Raw genomic sequence first — 18,481 nt, 5'->3', positions numbered from 1 at the left:
AACAAAAGACTGCCGCCGGTAGTCCGGAGACCAAGTTTGACTGATCGATCCGCCACCTCGCCGCAAGGGTCTTCCAATGCGGCGTCAGGAAGCCAGACATCGCAACCACAAAAAGTTGTCAGCGCCGACGAAGGGAGCACGCTGTCGACCCTGGCGAACCTCTGGCCCTATATTTGGCCTCACGAGCGGCCGGACCTGAAGCGGCGCGTTATTCTGGCGATTTTCGCTCTGATCATTGCCAAGTTCATTACGGTGTTGTCGCCCTATTTTTTCGCCTGGGCGACGGACGCGCTGACGGGTGAAACCGCCGGTCTTCCCGCGTTCCTGGTCGCACCGGTTATGCTTGTTCTGGCTTACAATGCAGCCCGTTTTTTTGCCGTCGCGTTCAACCAGTTGCGCGACGCGTTGTTCGCACGGGTTGGACAACATGCTGTGCGCCAGCTTGCTATCCTGACCTTTCGGCACCTGCACCGGCTTTCGCTGCGGTTTCACCTTGCACGGCGCACGGGAGGGCTGAGCCGTGTCATCGAGCGTGGGGTAAAGGGGATCGAGTCGATTGTGCGCTTCACGATCCTGAACGGTATCCCGACGGTCTTTGAATTCGCCATCATGGCAGTGGTGATCTGGTATCAGTTCGGCTTCTTTTATGTTGTCGTCGTCGCGGTGATGATCGCCGCCTATGTCTGGTTCACCATCAAATGTTCCAATTGGCGCATCGCCATTCGCCGGGAGATGAATGACAGCGACACAGATGCAAATTCAAAAGCGATCGACAGCCTGCTCAATTTCGAGACAGTCAAGTATTTCGGCAATGAGAATATGGAAGCTGAGCGCTTCGATGTGTCCATGGCGAAATACGAAAAGGCAGCCACGAAGACCTGGACGTCTCTTGCTTGGCTGAACCTGGGCCAGGCAGTGATCCTTGGACTTGGGATGGCGACTTGTATGGCGCTTTCTGCAAGAGCGGTGATGGCAGGCGAGCAGAACATCGGCGACTTCGTGCTGATAAATGCATTGCTGATGCAGATCTCTATTCCGCTGAACTTCATCGGATTTCTCTACCGCGAAATCCGGCAGGGTCTTGCGGACATTGAAGCCATGTTCGACCTCCTTCTTGTTCCGACCGAGATCAAGGACAAGGACGGTGCAGCACCGCTCCAGGCGGTCGCCGGCAAGATCGCGTTCAAGGATGTGCGTTTTCACTACGATCCCGATCGTCCGATCCTGAAGGGAATCGATTTCGAAGTGCCGGCCGGAAAGACGATTGCCATCGTCGGACCGTCCGGGGCAGGGAAGTCGACAATCTCCCGCCTTCTGTTCCGTTTTTACGACGTGACTGGCGGTGCCGTGGAGATCGACGGTCAGGACGTGCGCGATGTGACACAGGAAAGCGTCCGCCATGCCATCGGCATGGTGCCGCAAGACACGGTGCTCTTCAACGACACCATAGCCTACAACATTCGCTATGGCCGTCCGGAAGCGACCGACGAGGAAGTCCGCGAAGCTGCCCGCATGGCACAGATCCACGATTTCATCGAAAGGCTGCCGCAGGGTTATGCCTCTGAAGTTGGCGAACGCGGCTTGAAGCTGTCCGGAGGCGAAAAGCAGCGCGTTGCCATCGCGCGAACAATCCTGAAATCACCACCGATCCTGATCCTGGACGAAGCAACCTCTGCACTTGATACGCATACTGAACGTGAAATCCAGTCGGCGCTGGATCAGGTTGCGCGCGACCGGACAACCCTTGTGATCGCGCATCGCCTGTCGACCGTGGTCAATGCGGACCAGATCATTGTTCTGGAAGCCGGTCGGATTGCCGAGCGTGGTACCCACACCGAACTTCTGGACAGCGGCGGGCTCTATGCCTCCATGTGGACCCGCCAGCGCGAGGCTGACGAGGCCGAAGAACGCTTGCGGGCAGCGCGCGAAAATGACGAGCTTGGGGTCGTGACAAGGGGCAAGACCGCCGACTATATCCCGGCCAAATAGCCCGCCGCAGCAAGACGACTTTGTCGTGGACGGCTGCTATCCGGCTTGGAGCTGGTCGCGGAAAGTGCCGATTTTCAAGGCGGCTTCGGCAGCTTCCCGGCCTTTCAGTACGAAATGATCCTTGTAGATCTTCGTATGGTGCTCGGTTTCCTGGAAATGGTGCGGCGTCAGCGAGACGGACAGGACTGGCACACCGGTTTCAAGCCCCGCCTGCATTAAACCGTTGACGACTGCATGCGCGACAAAGTCATGCCGGTAAATGCCACCATCAACAACGAGCGCGGCAGCAGCAATCGCTGCATACTTTCCTGTTCTTGCAAGGTCTTTTGCCGCGAGCGGCATCTCGAATGCCCCCGGGACGTCGAAGACGTCGATTTGTTCTGCTGGTATGATTTGCTGAAAACCGACAAGGGCCTGATCGACGATGTCGGAATGCCAGCCGGCCTTGATAAAAGCGTATCGGGTGTGTGCCATGCGTGATCTCCATTGTTAGCGACACGTCACCCAAGGCGATCACATGCGTTTCAGACCGCCAAGGCGGCCTGAAGGCAGTTTCTCTTTCATCCGGACTGTAACCGTCGGCTCAGGAATTGCACCTGATCTGCTTGACCCATCCGAAAGGATGGCGCTCGCGGGCTCACAGACACGCTGCTTACCGCCGGTGGGGAATTTCACCCCGCCCTGAGAATGTTGCCGTTCTGACAGGCAGCCGGTCTCAAGGCAAGATGGGAAACGGATAATTGACGAGGAAAGTCGGGTGCGTGTGTGGTTCGCCTGGTAGCGCGAAGACCAAAGGCCTCCAGCATTTTGAAAAAGGCCCCGGCTTAGGGCCGGGGCGGCAATCGGAGGGGAATGACGGGCGTAAAACTCGCTGCTGTCACCCCGGACGCAGCGCAGCGGAGATCCGGGGCCTACTCGTTCGCAGAGATAGTCCAATTTTCCGTGGTGCCGCAGCAGCAGATGAAGAGCCATCTACAAGTCGACAGGCGAGTGGGTCCCGGCTCTGCGCTTGCGCTTGGCCGGGATGACGGCGGTCGGGATTGACCTCATGGGGCTTGAACAACCGGCCTCATCCTGAGGAGGACCGTAAGGTCCGTCTCGAAGGATGGCCGCATACTGCGGAGCTTGCCGCACATCCTTCGAGGCAGCGCTGCGCGCTTCCTCAGGATGAAGGTGAAGGTGTTCTCACCGCACGGACCTGATCCGGGGCATCCATATGCCTTGGCTTGGTAACCCCGGCTTGAGGCTAGGGGCGCAATCGGAGGGCATTGATGGGCGTAAAACTCGCTTCTGTCACCCCGGACGCAGCGCAGCGGAGATCCGGGGCCTACTCGTTCTATAGAGAGAGTCCAATTTTCCGTGGCGCCGTAGCAGCAGATGAATAACTTTCAGCAAGTTTACAGGCGAGTGGGTCCCGGCTCGGCGCTTGCGCTTGGCCGAGATGACGGCGATGGCGTCTGCCCTCGGGGGCTGGAAAAACGGGCCTCATCCTGAGGAGGACCGTATGGTCCGTCTCGAAGGATGGCCGCGTGCCCTGGAGCTTGCCGCACATCTCCCGGCGCAGACACCTTGCAAAGAAAGTGAACCGCGCCGGTGACAGGCGTGATTTATGCGGCGCGATCCTGGCCTTCAATCCGGTCATTGGCGTTTTCGGGGCGATTGAAAACGGTTGTCCGCTTGGCGCGTTTCCGCGGGGCAGTTTGGAACAGGAAGCCCGAAATCGCATTCGCGACGGCGCGCAGTTCCTTGTTTCGGGCGGTGCGGGCACGCTTTTCGTAGATGTCTCCGGTGTGCAACATGACAGGCTCCTTTCGTTTGGTAAGCCTCTTATCTCATGTTGCGACCTTTCGAAGAATTGGGGTAATCTAAAAGATATCTTTCGAAAGTTTCGAACAATGCGCATCGATGATCTGAAGTTCTTCAAACGGGTCGCCGAACTCGGCAGCCTGTCCGCCGCTGGCCGTGAATTCGGCTTGTCGCCCTCTGCCGCAAGCAGCCGCCTGAGCAATCTGGAAAAGGAGCTGGGTTCGCAGCTCGTCGCCAGGACCACGCGGAAGACGGGCTTGACCGAGGCCGGTCAGGTGTTTCTGCGGCACACCTCAAACGCGCTCGGCGAAATGGATCGTGCTCGTGCCCTGATCGATGCGGCGGAAGACGCGCCGCGCGGAACGCTGCGCATGTCGCTGAACGTGTTTTTCGGCCGCAAGCACATATTACCCTATCTGCTTGAATTCAGGCAGCTTTATCCTGAACTGCGGCTCGAAGTCGATATGACGGACCGGCTCGTGGATCTGGTTGCGGAAGGCTACGATATGGCAATCCGGGGCGCTCCCTTGCCGGATTCAAGCCTGATCGCGCGCAAACTCGGCGGCAATCCGCGGGTTTTGTGCGCCAGCCCGGACTATATCGCCAGAAAGGGCGCTCCAAGGTCGCCGGATGATTTGCGCAACCATGACTTTGTCGGATTCGATCCGATGCCGGTCTGGTATTTCGAAGGTCCTGAAGGTGAAATTGCCTACCACCTGGAAGAGCCGGTTATATCCGGTGACAGCGGCGACTTTGCCTATGATGCGGCCATTTACGGGCTCGGCCTGACCGTGAAATCTCTCGCTCATGTGTGGGAAGACCTGCGCGATGGGCGCCTGGTTGCCGTCATGGAGAACTACCCGGTCGCCCGGACAGGAAACATTTACGCGGTGTACCCTCCGGCCAAGTTTATTCCGCCGAAGGTGACCGCACTTGTTGATTTTCTGATCTCCAAATACGGCAGGCCCGCCTACTGGGAAACGGACTATCGCGCCGCTGCCGAATAGCGCCGGGAGGTTTGGCTATTCGCATGCTGAAAACCGACTGAAAACCGGCATAAAAGGTTCTCTTCACACAAAAAAACCTCTAGAAGCAGGAAACGAGGAAGCGCAACAGGTGCGTATCGGTTGCAGCGCCGTGCGATGTCGCAAGAACGATGAAGAACGCTGCGCCTGATCTGAATTCGGAAGATATGAATGTCGATTGTCGATTCTGCCATGAAAGCCATCGTCCCGATCCATCGGGAAGGCTGGCCCTTCATTGCAATCTCTCTTGTCGCGACACTGGTCATTGGCTGGTTTATTGATCCTTTGTTCTGGATCGGCCTCTTTTTCACCGGTTGGATCTGTTACTTTTTCAGGGATCCGAAGCGGGTGACACCGGTTGGCGAAGGTCTCGTGATTTCGCCCGCTGACGGCGTCGTCAGCCATGTCGGTCTAGCGCGTCCGCCTGCCGAGCTTGAAATCGGCAACGAACCGCTGATGCGTGTCTCGATCTTCATGAACGTGTTCAATTGCCATGTGAACCGGGCGCCGGTCGGAGGAAAGATCACGCGGGTCGCCTATCGCGCCGGCAAGTTCCTGAACGCGGAACTCGACAAGGCAAGCGAGGACAACGAGCGCAACGGGCTCGTCATCGAAATGGGCGAGACACGGATCGGTGTCGTGCAGATCGCCGGCCTTGTGGCACGCCGGATCGTAAGCTTTGTGCGCGAAGGCGAGACAATTTCCGCCGGAGACCGTTTCGGGCTGATTCGTTTCGGATCCCGGCTGGACGTTTATCTGCCAGTCGGCACGCAGCCGAAGGTGGCCCTTGGCCAGACCATGATCGCAGGTGAAACGGTTCTAGCCGATCTTGTTCAGCCACAGGCATCCACGCTGCCGCTGACACGGGTTAGTTGAGGTCCAACGTGCCCGGCAAACCGAAATCCTCTCAGACCAGCAACCGGGGCACTCCAAGGTTCCGCCGCGTCCCGATGCGCCTCATCGTGCCGAACCTGGTGACATTGCTTGCGCTGTGCTCCGGTCTGACGGCTGTGCGCATGGCGTTTGACGGCAGATGGGAATTTGCCGTTGGCGCCGTCATTCTGGCTGCCGTTCTTGATGGTCTGGACGGCCGCGTCGCGCGTCTCATGAAGGGCACATCCCGTTTCGGAGCGGAACTGGATTCGCTTTCTGACTTCGTCAATTTCGGTGTCGTTCCAGCGCTAATGCTTTATCTTTGGCTGCTCAAGGACGCTGGAAATCTGGGCTGGATTGCCGCACTGATTTTTGCAATTTCCATGGCCTTGAGGTTGGCCCGCTTCAATGTGGCACTCGACGATCCAAACAAACCGGCCTGGACCTCGCGCTTCTTTACCGGCGTTCCGGCTCCAGCTGGCGCCTTGACGGTGCTGCTTCCGCTTTATCTGGAGTTTCTTGGGCTGTTTCCGCACTGGTTTGCAGATTCCGCCTTTGTCGCTGCCTATACGGTCGCGATTTCATTTCTGGTCATAAGCCGCTTGCCGACCTACTCGGGCAAGACCCTCGGCACCCGTGTTCGGCGCGATTATGTTCTGCCCCTGATTGTCCTCGCCGTCCTGATCGTCGCCCTTACGGTCAGCTATCCGTTCCGCATGATGGCAGGGGCCGCTGTTCTGTATCTCCTGACCATTCCGTTCGCGTGGCGGGCCCATCGCAAGCTTGTTCTGGCAGATGAGAATCTGACCCTCGACGACGACGGCGACGAATGCGACACGGATCTCGACAATATCGCCGACCGCGACAAGGATCACGGCGGCTGAGAAGTGCGGCCTCGCAAATCGGGTTTTGATCATCGGTTTTCCGGTTCATTTAGGCATCCTCACGAATCTGAGGAGCCAGAGATGCTGAACGGAAAAACGATTTTGATTACCGGTGCGAGCAGCGGGATAGGCGCGGCTGCAGCGCGCATTTTTGCAGGTGAGGGCGCTAATCTCGTCCTTGCGGCAAGACGAAAAGACAGGCTTGAAGACGTCAGATCGGCTTTGCCGAAGGCAGCGTCCCGCATCAAGGTGTTCACCGGGGATGTCTCTGACCCAGCGTTTGCCTCTGCTTCCGTTGAGGCCGCGCTCGAAACCTTCGGCCGACTGGACGGTGCTTTCAACAATGCCGGGGTGATTGGGGACATGGGGCCGCTCCCCGAACTGAGCCTGGAGAACTGGAACCAGGTTTTGGCCACCAACCTGACCAGCGCCTTTCTGGCGGCAAAATACCAGATCCCGGCTTTGAAGGCGTCCGGCGGAGGTTCGATCGTGTTCACCTCGACCTTTGTCGGCCACACGATTGGATTGCCCGGCATGTCGGCCTATGCCGCCTCCAAGGCTGGTCTGATCGGGCTGGCACAGGTGCTGGCGGTCGAATGCGGGCAGCAGAACATCCGCGTCAACGCCTTGTTGCCGGGAGGCACCAAAACGGAGATGGCCGGAGACGATCCTGCATCTCATGAATATGTGGCGGGCCTTCATGCGCTCAAGCGCATGGCCGAGCCGGAAGAAATCGCAAGAGCGGCCCTGTTTCTCCTGTCCGATGCCGGCTCGTTTGTCACGGGATCGGCTATGCTGTGCGATGGTGGCAATTCCATCACAAAGGCATAGATTGCCAGTCGGCCGACTGTCCGGTGCAGCGTTGCTTCGCTGCGCCGGTGTGTTGGAGGCGGGATTTGGGCACGGGAAAGGAAACCGATGGCGGAAGGACTTGAGCTGCGCACCACGACCTTAGGCGATCTGGACGATTTGCAGCGTCTATATCGGGAGGCGTTTCCGGATGAGGATTTGTTCCCGCTCGTAAAAGATCTCCTGAGCGGCGCTGCTCCCCTGATATCTCTTGTGGCCATCACAAATGGCCGGGTGTCCGGACATGTGATTTTCACCTTCTGCAGCATTGAGCCGGGCAACGTGGCTGCTGCCTTGCTGGGCCCGTTATGCGCTGCGCCGGACTTGCAGAAAACGGGTATCGGCAGCGCACTTGTCCGAGCCGGGTTCGACAAACTCGCGTCAAGAAACGTGGCGCAAGTGATGGTTTTGGGCGATCCCGGTTACTACGGCCGATTTGGATTCAAGCCTGACCACGCAGTCGAAACGCCTTGTCCGATTCCGGACGAATGGAAAGATGCCTGGCAATCCATTCGGCTGGATGGGGCGGATCGAACCGCTTCGGGAAAACTTGTTGTTCCGGATGCCTGGTTGGATCCTGCGCTCTGGTCAGCTTGACCGGCCAACGGTCAGGGTCTCTTGCGGATAAACATTTGCTCGGTCACCGACTTGCCCCATTGGTCGCCAACATATTCGTCGGCCAGCTCGAACCCGTTTCGCTCGTAGAGCGTTTTGGCTGCATCGAGGCCCTTGAGTGTCCACAGGTGTATTTCATCAAAGCCGTGGCCGTCACAGTGATCAAGCGCCCTCAAAAACAGCTCCCTGCCGAGACCGAGCCCACGCAGTTTTTCAGACAGGATGAACCAGCGCAAATGGGCGACGTTGCCGTCAAGGTCCTCGCCGTCGATGCTGATGGATCCGATGATTTCATCCTTTTCCACGACGCTCCAGCTGTTGTTGACGGGGTTGTCGATGCGCGGCATGAACTCGGCCATGGCCTGGGAGACGACACTTTCGAAGGTCGGCCCCATTCCGATGAGCACGCCATGCGTGCGGGCATGAAGCGCGGCGATGTCGCCGATCATGCCGGTCTGGTAGCCTTCGACAATCTTGTGGGCGTGTTCCACTTGCTCCGTAGATGTGTCCCTGGCTGCAAGCGCGTCCGCATAGGTCGTCAGGGCATTTGCAATTGATCGTGCTGACCCGTTCCGGATTCTGGAAAGCGCTCCAAGCGCCTGGTCGTTGCCGAAACGGTCGATCTTGGCAAATGTTTCCCAGCCCTTGTTGGTCAGGCTCAGGCCGAAAACACGTCCATCCTTGTCGGATCGCGTCTGGATAATCTCGCCTCTTACCTCAAGCGATTTGAGCAGCCGGCTGATGGTTGATTTTTCCAGCTTCAACCTTGCCGCAAGCTCCTTCGCCGTGAGCCCGGGATGAAGACCGATTTCCATCATGGCGTGGACGCCGGACCCCGAAAGGTCCGTTCCAGCAATCGTCTTGTCCAGAAATCCGAACTCGCGGACGAGCTGCCGCGAGGCCGCACGAATGTCTTGAACGAGGGAAGGAGAAGCGTCTGTCATGATGTGCTCATTCATAAAGTTGTATGATGCAACTATATGAATGCCGCCGATCCTTGGCAAGCCGTAATTCGTCCCGACTGGAACATCGGTTTCAGCGTGATCCTGGAATGTCGCGTAGTTCGGCGAGATAGTCCTCGTGGAATTCCCTGTACCCCTGCGACGTCGAACCGAGGTGGTCTTTGGTCAGCCGATTCAGATCGGGCAGCTTGTGAAACGGCACGGTCGGATAGCTGTGGTGCTCGGCGTGGTAGGGCATGTTCCACGCAAGTCTTCGAACCAGGATGTTTGTGTATGTGGTCCGGCTGTTTTCCAGCATATTTGCCACGAGCGGGCACCGGCCATGCTCGGCAAGCAGATAGAGCCGGAGGAAAGGCTGGCCGAGCAGGCATGGCAGGATCCAGACAAAGAGCAGCACGCCGGATCCGGTGGCAACCGACAGAATGAGCAGCAGCCCATACGCGGCCAGCGATACAATCGCTTCGCGTTGAACCTTCGCCTTGCCGTTCGCAGGGACAAACGGGTCCGTGCATTGTCCTGTTGCGTTACTGATCAGCGTTTTGGCTTCGCTCCACCATGTCGGCAGCCCGCTGATGTGGACGATGTATTCGAAGAGGTTCTCCGGTTTGCCACCGACTAGTTCGGGATCGTTGTCCGGATCCTGCGTATGGCGGTGATGGGCGAAATGAAAGTATCGGAACCAGTCAGACGGTACGAGGATCAAAAAACCGCAAACTCTCGCCACCAGATCGTTCAGCCAGACTGTCTTGAACGCCGTCCGGTGGATCGTTTCGTGTAGCAGGGTGAAGAGGAACACGATCAGGACACCTTGAACGATAAGGAGCACCGGCCAGCCCGGAACGCGGAAAGCAATCATTGTACCGAAGAACGCGATCAGACCGAAATGCGCGATCAGCGGCACAAGCCCTTTCCGGTCCGACTTTTCCGTAAGGTCGGCCCTTTGCGCATCTGTCATGCCGGCAATCAAAGCGCGGTGATCCATCTGGTCCTCGTAAGCAACGTTCTCAAGGGTAAGGGCATTGCATAGTGGTGCAAACCGGATTTTGTCTCCCACTGTCTACGACCTGAAAAGACCAGTCCTCAAGCTGCTTTGGAACACGACGACCACCACCGGGACATCCTCATCCTGAGGAAGCGCGTGAGCGCTGTCTCGAAGGATGGGCAACATATTCTGACACTAGCGGCCTACCCTTCGAGACGGACCTGCCAGTCCTCCTCAGGATGAGGGGAGAAAACCAAATGTACACGTTGCCCAGGGTTCTTTAGGTCTCCCACCTTGCACCGCTTGAACGCAAGAACCTCAGAAATGTACTGGCCCTGCTACCACCACGACATCCTCATCCTGAGGAGGCGCGTGAGCGCTGTCTCGAAGGATGGGCAACATATCTGCCACTTGCGGCCCATCCTTCGAGACGGACCTGCCGGTCCTCCTCAGGATGAGGGGAGAAAACCAAATGTACACGTTGCCTAGGGTTCTTTAGGTCTCCCACCTTGCGCCGCTTGAACGCAAGAACCGCAGAAATGTACTGGTCCGGCTACCACCACCACATCCTCATCCTGAGGAGGCGCGTGAGCGCTGTCTCGAAGGATGGGCGGCATGTTCTGACGCTAGCGGCCTACCCTTCGAGACGAACCTGCCGGTCCTCCTCAGGATGAGTGAATGACTATTTGAACGCGCGTTGCTACAGGCTCAAGAACCTCTCCCAGTGGGAGAGGGAAAATTTTCAGCATCTGTGAACGAACGGCGGCCAATTTTCTTGTGGCGAGCCGACATTCCGCCCTCTGCGAGAAAAGGGAAGAGGGAGCGTCTTTTGCAAAAAGAAAGGGCCGCGCAAGGCGCGGCCCTTCGGTCTTTTCGTTGTCGCCGGATCACTCAGCCGCGAGCGGCGGTTCTTCCTGCGGCGGCACCTTGGGCGGTGCCGGTTTGGGCATGGAGACCACCTTGGCCGCCGGGCGTTCCTTTTCCAGTTCCGGATCGGTCCACTCGACATCCTGTTCGAGCTGCGGATCTTCGTCTGCCGGGCCCTCGACTGGCACTGCCTTTTCGCGGGTGGCGAAAAGAGATGCGGTAGAGGCCCAAACCGCCTTGCCCGCATTCGCCCACGTGCTTGGCACAGCGATCATTACCGGGATCATGATCAGCGTCAGGATCGTGGAGAAGGCAAGACCGGAAATAACAGCGGTCGAAAGCTGGATCCACCAGATCGCCGTGATACCGCCAACCGCGACCGTCTGGGTGAAGAAGTCCAGATTGACGGCGGTTGCCATCGGTACCAGGCCCACGATCGTTGTGACCGTGGTCAGCAGGATCGGACGGATACGCTGACCGGAGGTCTTCAGGATGGCGTCAAGCGGATCGAAGCCGTCGTGCCGGAAGCGGTTATAGGTGTCGATCAGGACGATCGCGTTGTTCACCACGATACCCGCCAGCGCGACAACACCCGTTCCGGTCATGATGATCGAGAACTTCTGTCCCGTCAGCATCATGCCAAGCAGCACACCCATCACCGACATAACCACCGTGGAGAGGGTCAGGAACGTCTGGTAGAACGAGTTGAACTGTGTGAGCAGGATCAGGAACATCAGGAACAGCGACGCCATCATGGCCCGCATCAGGAACTCGCCCGATTCCTTCTGATCCTCATCCGCACCGCGGAACTGCAGGTAGATGTTGTCCGGGAACGTTTGCGCTTCCAGCCAGGTGTTGAGTTCCTGAACCTTGGCATCAACCGTTACGGGTTTACCTTCCGCATCGACAGCCGTCTGGTCGACGGTCGCTTTCAGCATCATCGAGTAGAGCCCGTCACGGCGCGTGATCGACGACACTTTCGGTTCCGGAGACCGGTCGATGAAGTTTGCGATCGGAACCAGACCGAGTGCTGTCTGCAGGCGCAGCTGGTCGAACCGGTCGAGCGTGCGCTCGTCGGCTGGCAGGCGTACGCGGATATCAACCTCGTCTTCGGAGTCCGTCGGCCGGTAATTGCCGATGAGGACACCGTTGGTGACGAGCTGGACCATGTTGCCGACAGAGCCGATGCCTGCCTGGTAGCGGCCTGCCTGTTCACGGTCGATTTCAATCTGCCACTCGATGCCGGGCAGGGGACGATCATCCTCCTGGTCGAGAAGATGTTCCATCTCGTCGAGCTTGCTGCGGATGAAGGCAACCTGCTCAACCATGGTGTCATAGTCGGTCGACTTGACTTCAAGCTGGATGTCCTTGCCCGTGGGAGGACCACCTTCGATCTTGCGGGTTTCGACCTTGATGCCGGGAATGTCGGCGGAGCGCTCGCGGATTTCGGCGAAGATTTCCGATGCGTTCCGACGGCAGCAGTATTTTGCAAGCTCGAGCGTCATCTCGCCGATCACGTCTGCCGGCTTGTCCTGAACACCACCGATGAAGTCGGGTCCACCGCCGCCACCTGGCGGGAAGGCGGAGGTGATGACGTTCTGGATGCCTGCGGTCTGTAGCACTTCGGCTTCGACCTTCTTGACGATTTCAAGCGATTCAGCAGCAGACATGTTGCCGCGTGCCGAAACCATGACAACCGCCTGATCAGGTTCCTCATCGACGAAGAACTCGACGCCTGTCGGGTTCGACGCAAACGAAGTGAAGATCAGGGCGCAGGTGCCGAGAACGACGACAATCGTCAGGATGTTGCCGATCGGGTTGCCCGCCAGAAGCTTCAGATGGCGGACATAAAGACCGGTGAACCCTTTGACCGTGCTTGTATCGAATTGCAGTTCTTCAGGCTTGTCGCTCGTGGTTCCACCGTTGCGGCTGCCCATTCCGAGCGTCTTGCGAAGGCCGTCGAACACCCATTCAAACAGATGGACGAGCGGCGAGATCGTCTTATACCCGGCCCAGACCGCCACGAGAGCAAGTCCGACGACAACCAGATAGAAGCCCGTATCGAGTGCGATCGGGTGTGACAAGACGGCAAGCGGTTGAGCCAGTCCGGCCAGGGTGCCGAAAGCAGAGTCTATCGTGTCCGTGATGATCGCCGGACGGGTGGTCGCCAGGAAATAGGCAAAGTAGGCGGCAAAACCGACTGCGATCATCTCGAAGATCAGCGAGACGAACGTCACCGAACGGTAGCGCTTCAGCGGCTTCTTGCTTTCGGTTTCCACCTGTCTTGCGGCACGATCACGGCGCCAGCGCACGAATGGGCGCAAAACCAGGAACGACAAGACACCAGCCACCAACAGGGCTGCAGCCGCGGCCGGAACCGCCAAAGGTGAGGCGGCGAGGGCGGCTGCAAATTCGGGAGATCCCGGGTTCGCACCAAAGGCCGACAGTGTTGCGAGAGCGGCGATGATGCCAAACAAGGTCGCCAGCACGAAAGCGGCACGGCGCTCAATCCAATGCGTGACCATGGCAAAGATACCGCCGGTGACCGGCAGGAACACCATTGCCGTCAGCAGCGCAGCCGACAGGACGATGATCACCATGATCGGCAGGTAGCTCATGAACTCGCCGGCAACGCCTGGCCACAAGAGCATGGGCAGGAACGCCACGAGCGTGGTCGCGGTGGACGAAACGATCGGCCAGAACATCAGCCTTGCCGCGCGGATGTAGGCCTCGCGGTCTTCCATGCCCTCATGGACCTTGCGGTCGGCATATTCAACCATGACGATTGCGCCATCAACGAGCATACCGACGGTCAGCACGAGGCCGAACATCACCATGATGTTCACCGTGTAGCCAAGACCGGACAAGATCAGGAAGCCGACCATGAACGAGGTCGGGATCGCCAGACCGACAAGCAGCGCGGATCGCAGTCCAAGGGCTGCCAGAACGAGGATCATGACCAGGAAGATCGCCGTCAGGATCGAGGATTGCAGCGAACCGAGCACCTCGAAGATATTCGACGACATGTCGATCATGTAGTCGACCTTGATGGTCTCCGGCCAGTCCTTGGTGGCTTCATCGACAACCGCGCGGATGGCAAGGTTGTTCTCGATGATGTTGGTGCCGATGCGCTTGGTGACATCCAGCGCGATGGCCGGGTTGCCGTTCACGCGGGTATAAGAATCTGCATCCTTGAACGTGCGGCGGATTTCCGCCACATCTGCAAGCGTCACGACACCTTCGCCTGCCTGCTTGATCGGCAGGGAGTAGACGTCGATCGCGGACTCGATGAGACCAGGCACCTTGACGTTAAACCGGCCTTGGCCGCCGTCGAGGAAACCTGCTGGTACAAGCTGGTTGTTGTTCGACAGCGACGTCAGCAGCTCCTGCTGGGTGATCGCATAGGATTCCAACTTTTCGGAATCGATCAGAACCTCAAGCTGCTCTTCCCGGTGGCCCTTCAGGTCTGCCGAGCGAACGGTGTCGATGGCTTCAACCTGGTCCTTCAGCCGGCGCGCATGCTGGTAAAGCGTACGTTCCGGCACGTTGCCCGACAGTGCAATGGTGATGGTCGGGACCAGAGCGAAGTTTGTTTCGGTGATCGTCGGTTCTTCGGCATCCGCAGGCAATTCGCCCTTGGCGGCATCAACCTTGTCGCGGACGTCGGCAAGAGCCTCATCCTTGTCAAAGGAAATGTCGAATTCCAGTACGATGCCGGCATGGCTCTCAGAGGCAATCGCCGTGATTTCCTTCAGGCCATCCAGACCCCGCAGCTCCGTTTCCATTGGACGGACCAGCAGGCGCTCGGCATCTTCCGGCGAAATACCCTGCTGAACGATGGAGACGTAGAAGATCGGGACATCGATGTCCGGACTGTCTTCCTTGGGGATGCTGATATAACTGAAGACCCCGGCAACCAGGAGCGCGATCATCAGCACGAAGACTGTCTTGGGGCGTCTGAGGACACCTTCAAGCATGTTTATCATTGGCTGAGCTCCGCGGTTTCAAAGACTGGCTGGACGGTCTGTCCGTCACCGACATATTCCTGGCCAATGACAATCACCGTGACGTCCTGCGGCAGACCGCCGACCCAGAGGCCGTCTTCTTCACCGCCAAGAACCTTGACGGGATAGAAAGCAGTCTTGTTATCGTCATTGACGGCGCGCACACCGACGACACCCTCATCGTTGAGGGTCAGGATCGCCGGAGAGATCTTGTGAGCCTTTTCGACCGGCATCGGCAAACGCGTTACGGCAGTGACGCCGTCGCGGGCTGTTCCGTCAGGGTTCGGCAACTCGACTTCGACGCGGAATGTGCGTGTGTCCGGATCTGAAGACGGAGAGACGTAACGAACCTTGCCGTTCATTACTTCGCCCGTGACAAGTCTGACTTCCGCCGGCATATCGATGGAGATCTGGCCGACATTCAGTTCAGAAACCTGACCGATGGCGATCATGGGATCAGAGTTCACCACAGTCGCGCAGATGCCGCCATTGTCGAGCTGCGCACCGATTTCCGCCATCGGGCTCTCGATAACGCCATCGATCGGCGAGCGGATGATCGTCCGCTCGAGCTCCAGTTCGGCTTCCTTCACGCGTGCTTTGGCAGCATCCAGCAATGCCTGTGTCGCAGCGGCGCGGGTCTGTGCCGTGAAGCCTTTATTTGCAAGCTGTGTTGCCGCCGTGTGATCGAGTTCTGCCTGCGCCAGCAAGGCCTTGGCCTCCAGGATACGCGCTTCACGCGTGCCGGTATCGAGTTCGCACAGCACCTCGCCGGCAGAAACGTGCGCGCCTTCGCGGGCAGGCCGGCGGACAACGTCGTCTGTCGTCTCGGAGCGCACGGCGACCTTGGCTTCTGCTTCCGTGCGCCCGCGCACTTCAAGAATCGCCTGCCGGTCCTGCGCGGCCAGCTTCATGACCTTGACCTGAAAAACCGTATCAGCGCTGTTCGCGGCGCGTTCAGCCGGAGGCGGGACGGCATTTTCCCCGTCACCGACCCCGCCAACGACAACCGTACCGCTGGACATCCATACGCCGATGCCCACGGCGAGCCCTGCTGCCAGAAAATAGGAGAGTTTCACTTTCATCTGTCCTTACTCCAAAACCCCAGGCTTACTCGGCGGCGTCCGAAACCGGCTTTGCCGCGTCTTCAGCAATCTTGATGAGCGCCTCACCGTGCTCTTCCAAATAATCGAGTGTGCAATTCATGCAGGCGATCCCGTAGCTGCGGGTCCAGTTGGACCCCGGGTGGCTGCATTCCTTGTCTGTGTCCATAAGCTGCTGCAATTCCTCCCGGACCTGAGCCTTCCGGCGCTCAAGCGCGCGGCGGATAACGTCCGGCGGAAGCTGCTCTGCGTTCAGAGCGATCAGCAGAAAGGGTGACTTGAACGTGTCGCGGGCCTGTGGCTCGCACAGGTAGTTGATAAACTCCGACCGGCCGGCCTCCGTGATCGAATAGACCTTGCGGGCCGGTTTTCCGGCCTGCGGTTCTTCGCGGACGGTCACGAGCCCTTCGGACTCAAGCCGTGCAAGAGCGGGATAAATCGACCCGAAGCTCGCATCCTCGAAATAGCTGAATCGGCCTTCGGTGGATTCCTTGCGGATTTCATATCCGGTCGCATCCCCGAAGGACAGGATCGCAAGGCACAGGCTGCGTACGCTCATGGGTCTCTCCGTTTCCGGGAGCGTCCTCCCGGGCTGACGGTCTTCCTACGTTCGCCGACCGATGCCGGATGAGACGTCCGGGCGAACAGCAGAAAGTTTATATGTTGGTTCGATATATCGGACTAATATATATCATTCTGAAATGAATCAAGTGTGCATCGCACAATTTTTTCAAGTGGTAAACTTAGTTTTCATCCGCCGTCGAAAACGCGCCGATTCTGATTTTGCAGCGCACCTGTTTGAATTGACGGGTTGCTGTTTTCTGACCGTGCGTTAGTTTGATTCGATGTTCGCAGTTGCAGCGTGAAGGAGAGGTCGTATGGTCGACAAAAGCAGCAAGCCTGGTCTTTTGAGATTGCTCGAAGACCCCTTGTTCCGGCTTCTGGCTGTCAATGGCGCCGCCGGCATTTGCGTCGCGTTTCTGGTGCTCGGCGGCATCTTCTGGTCGAATATCGGAAATCTGAGGGTTCTTGTGCTGAATGCCGAAGACCCTGTTCTGCCGGTCTTGATGCTGGCATTCGCTCTGGTGATCACGCTCGTTTCGGTCGTCGTCGGATCCGCAATCATGCTTCTTGGAGAGACCGGCCGCGGTGGCGGAACATCTTTCAGGCTTCCGCCTGTGCGCTTGGGGCAACAGCGTCAGCAAGCCACGGTGACGGTCGCAGCTGGAGGCAAGGGCTCTAGTCGGTAAACCCATGGTGAATGACCTGGGCGTTCGCGCTGCTCGAAGTTCCCGATTCCGCATCGGAGAAAAGCGTCATGGCGGCCGCGGCAAGAAGCAGCAGCAATCCTGCGGATGAAAGTTTCATCTCGTCAGTCCTCGCGATCACGACCGCCACATTTGATGTTCCGCGTTGCGAAGGGTACGCGCCGAACGCTAAGACGCCGGTAACCGGGTCTGTAAAATTTTACCAATGATAGATTTTTCTTTTGGGGGGCGCGGGCACTTGCACGCGGCTGGTAGATGCGGTCATGTTGCCACGGGATCAGCCAGGTCATCGGGAACTTTTGGAGCACACTATGAGCGAATCCTATCCGCGTGACATGATCGGATATGGCCGCACGCCGCCCGACCCGCAGTGGCCGGGCCGTGCGAAAATCGCGGTTCAGTTTGTCCTGAATTATGAAGAGGGCGGCGAGAATAACATTCTTCACGGTGACCCGGCCTCCGAAGCATTCCTGTCGGAGATCGTTGGGGCAGAGCCTTGGGCCGGCAAGCGGCATTGGAACATGGAATCGATCTACGAATACGGTTCTCGTGCGGGTTTCTGGCGCCTGTGGCGCCTGTTTACCGAGCGCTCGTTGCCGCTCACAGTGTTCGGGGTCGCGACTGCTCTGATGCGCAATCGCGAGGCGGTCGAAGCTATGAAGGAGGCGGATTGGGAAATCGCCTCGCATGGGCTCAAGTGGATCGAGCATGCCGACATGGAGGTGGACGAGGAACGACGCCAGATCCAGGAGGCGATCCGCATCCACGAAGAGGTCACCGGAGCGCGGCCTCTCGGCTGGTACACGGGGCGGTGCTCCATGCAGACCCAGCAGCTCCTTTTGGAGGAGGGAGGGTTCCTCTACGATTCCGACAGCTACGCAGACGATTTGCCCTATTGGATCGAAGGGCCGAACGGCGATCACCTTGTCATTCCTTACGCGCTAGACACCAACGACATGCGGTTTGCGTCAGCCCAGGGGTTCAATTCCGGCGACCAGTTTTTCACCTACCTGAAGGATGCTTTCGACACGCTCTACGACGAAGGCCGCCGGGGTGCGCCGAAGATGCTCAATATCGGGCTGCACTGCAGACTGGTGGGCCGCCCCGGACGCATTGCCGCCTTGGCCAGCTTCCTGGACTACATTGCCAGCCATGCCGATGTCTGGGTTGCCAGGCGCATTGACATCGCCTGGCACTGGCACGCGCATCATGGGCGGGTCTGAGAAAGGCGTCTGAAATAAATTTGCCCCACGAGCC

Annotated in this window: 16 protein-coding genes and 1 riboswitch; of the genes, 8 read left to right on the top strand and 8 right to left on the bottom strand. The window is 58.4% G+C overall.

Annotation, left to right across the window (positions count from 1 at the left end; translation table 11 throughout):
- Window positions 1–141: 141 nt before the first annotated feature.
- Window positions 142–1,989 carry an ABC transporter ATP-binding protein/permease gene (locus RBB47_RS07095; protein WP_305985391.1) on the top strand — a complete coding sequence of 616 codons (1,848 nt, stop codon included), beginning with the start codon at window positions 142–144 and terminating at the stop codon, window positions 1,987–1,989.
- A 36-nt stretch (window positions 1,990–2,025) separates the two neighbouring features.
- Here RBB47_RS07095 and RBB47_RS07090 read toward each other — a convergent pair whose 3' ends face one another.
- Both RBB47_RS07090 and RBB47_RS07085 read right to left on the bottom strand, forming a co-directional pair.
- A complete protein-coding gene (locus RBB47_RS07090) occupies window positions 2,026–2,463 on the bottom strand; it encodes a 6,7-dimethyl-8-ribityllumazine synthase (protein ID WP_305985070.1) in 438 nt (145 codons plus the stop codon).
- Between the two features lie 74 nt (window positions 2,464–2,537).
- A riboswitch (FMN riboswitch) is annotated at window positions 2,538–2,682 on the bottom strand.
- A 914-nt stretch (window positions 2,683–3,596) separates the two neighbouring features.
- On the bottom strand, window positions 3,597–3,788 hold the full coding sequence (locus RBB47_RS07085) for a hypothetical protein (RefSeq protein WP_305985069.1): 192 nt from the start codon (window positions 3,786–3,788) through the stop codon (window positions 3,597–3,599).
- Window positions 3,789–3,884: 96 nt separating this feature from the next.
- Here RBB47_RS07085 and RBB47_RS07080 point away from each other — a divergent pair, with 96 nt between their 5' ends.
- The 5 genes from RBB47_RS07080 (at window position 3,885) to RBB47_RS07060 (ending at window position 8,023) form a co-directional block, all read left to right on the top strand.
- On the top strand, window positions 3,885–4,802 hold the full coding sequence (locus RBB47_RS07080) for a LysR family transcriptional regulator (RefSeq protein ID WP_305985068.1): 918 nt from the start codon (window positions 3,885–3,887) through the stop codon (window positions 4,800–4,802).
- Between the two features lie 189 nt (window positions 4,803–4,991).
- Window positions 4,992–5,696 carry a phosphatidylserine decarboxylase gene (locus tag RBB47_RS07075; protein ID WP_305985067.1) on the top strand — a complete coding sequence of 235 codons (705 nt, stop codon included), beginning with the start codon at window positions 4,992–4,994 and terminating at the stop codon, window positions 5,694–5,696.
- 74 nt (window positions 5,697–5,770) lie between these two features.
- Window positions 5,771–6,577 (top strand): phosphatidylcholine/phosphatidylserine synthase, encoded by an 807-nt coding sequence (locus tag RBB47_RS07070; RefSeq protein ID WP_371932759.1) that lies wholly within the window; start codon window positions 5,771–5,773, stop codon window positions 6,575–6,577.
- Between the two features lie 81 nt (window positions 6,578–6,658).
- The gene (locus tag RBB47_RS07065) at window positions 6,659–7,408 is read left to right on the top strand and encodes an SDR family oxidoreductase (RefSeq protein WP_305985065.1); all 750 of its coding nucleotides are present in this window, start codon (window positions 6,659–6,661) and stop codon (window positions 7,406–7,408) included.
- Window positions 7,409–7,495: 87 nt separating this feature from the next.
- Complete coding sequence (locus tag RBB47_RS07060) at window positions 7,496–8,023, top strand: GNAT family N-acetyltransferase (protein ID WP_305985064.1); 528 nt, start codon at window positions 7,496–7,498, stop codon at window positions 8,021–8,023.
- Window positions 8,024–8,034: 11 nt separating this feature from the next.
- Here RBB47_RS07060 and RBB47_RS07055 read toward each other — a convergent pair whose 3' ends face one another.
- The 5 genes from RBB47_RS07055 to RBB47_RS07035 all read right to left on the bottom strand — a co-directional run bounded on the left by RBB47_RS07055 (window position 8,035) and on the right by RBB47_RS07035 (window position 16,515).
- Window positions 8,035–8,985: a helix-turn-helix domain-containing GNAT family N-acetyltransferase gene (locus RBB47_RS07055; RefSeq protein ID WP_305985063.1), complete on the bottom strand. Its 951-nt coding sequence runs from the start codon at window positions 8,983–8,985 to the stop codon at window positions 8,035–8,037.
- A gap of 91 nt (window positions 8,986–9,076) precedes the next feature.
- On the bottom strand, window positions 9,077–9,985 hold the full coding sequence (locus tag RBB47_RS07050) for a fatty acid desaturase family protein (RefSeq protein WP_305985062.1): 909 nt from the start codon (window positions 9,983–9,985) through the stop codon (window positions 9,077–9,079).
- Window positions 9,986–10,872: 887 nt separating this feature from the next.
- Window positions 10,873–14,838: an efflux RND transporter permease subunit gene (locus RBB47_RS07045; RefSeq protein ID WP_305985061.1), complete on the bottom strand. Its 3,966-nt coding sequence runs from the start codon at window positions 14,836–14,838 to the stop codon at window positions 10,873–10,875.
- Entirely contained in the window at window positions 14,835–15,938 is a 1,104-nt protein-coding gene (locus RBB47_RS07040; RefSeq protein ID WP_305985060.1) for an efflux RND transporter periplasmic adaptor subunit, read from the bottom strand. Before RBB47_RS07040 ends, RBB47_RS07045 begins: the two co-directional genes overlap by 4 nt.
- Window positions 15,939–15,963: 25 nt before the next feature.
- The gene (locus RBB47_RS07035; RefSeq protein WP_305985059.1) at window positions 15,964–16,515 is read right to left on the bottom strand and encodes a helix-turn-helix transcriptional regulator; all 552 of its coding nucleotides are present in this window, start codon (window positions 16,513–16,515) and stop codon (window positions 15,964–15,966) included.
- 319 nt (window positions 16,516–16,834) lie between these two features.
- On the opposite strand from RBB47_RS07035, the gene RBB47_RS07030 reads away from it, so the two are divergent.
- On the top strand, window positions 16,835–17,206 hold the full coding sequence (locus RBB47_RS07030) for a hypothetical protein (RefSeq protein ID WP_305985058.1): 372 nt from the start codon (window positions 16,835–16,837) through the stop codon (window positions 17,204–17,206).
- On the opposite strand, the gene RBB47_RS07025 is transcribed toward RBB47_RS07030, so the two are convergent.
- Window positions 17,196–17,324 carry a hypothetical protein gene (locus RBB47_RS07025; RefSeq protein WP_305985057.1) on the bottom strand — a complete coding sequence of 43 codons (129 nt, stop codon included), beginning with the start codon at window positions 17,322–17,324 and terminating at the stop codon, window positions 17,196–17,198. The genes RBB47_RS07030 and RBB47_RS07025 overlap by 11 nt on opposite strands.
- Window positions 17,325–17,535: 211 nt before the next feature.
- Here RBB47_RS07025 and puuE point away from each other — a divergent pair, with 211 nt between their 5' ends.
- On the top strand, window positions 17,536–18,447 hold the full coding sequence (gene puuE / locus RBB47_RS07020) for an allantoinase PuuE (RefSeq protein WP_305985056.1): 912 nt from the start codon (window positions 17,536–17,538) through the stop codon (window positions 18,445–18,447).
- The last annotated feature ends 34 nt before the right edge of the window (window positions 18,448–18,481 follow it).

Source organism: Roseibium sp. MMSF_3544, from assembly GCF_030732845.1.
Classification (GTDB): Bacteria; Pseudomonadota; Alphaproteobacteria; order Rhizobiales; family Stappiaceae; genus Roseibium.
The sequence above is the reverse complement of the archived record's forward strand: the minus strand, read 5'-3'. Positions and strand labels throughout refer to the sequence as shown.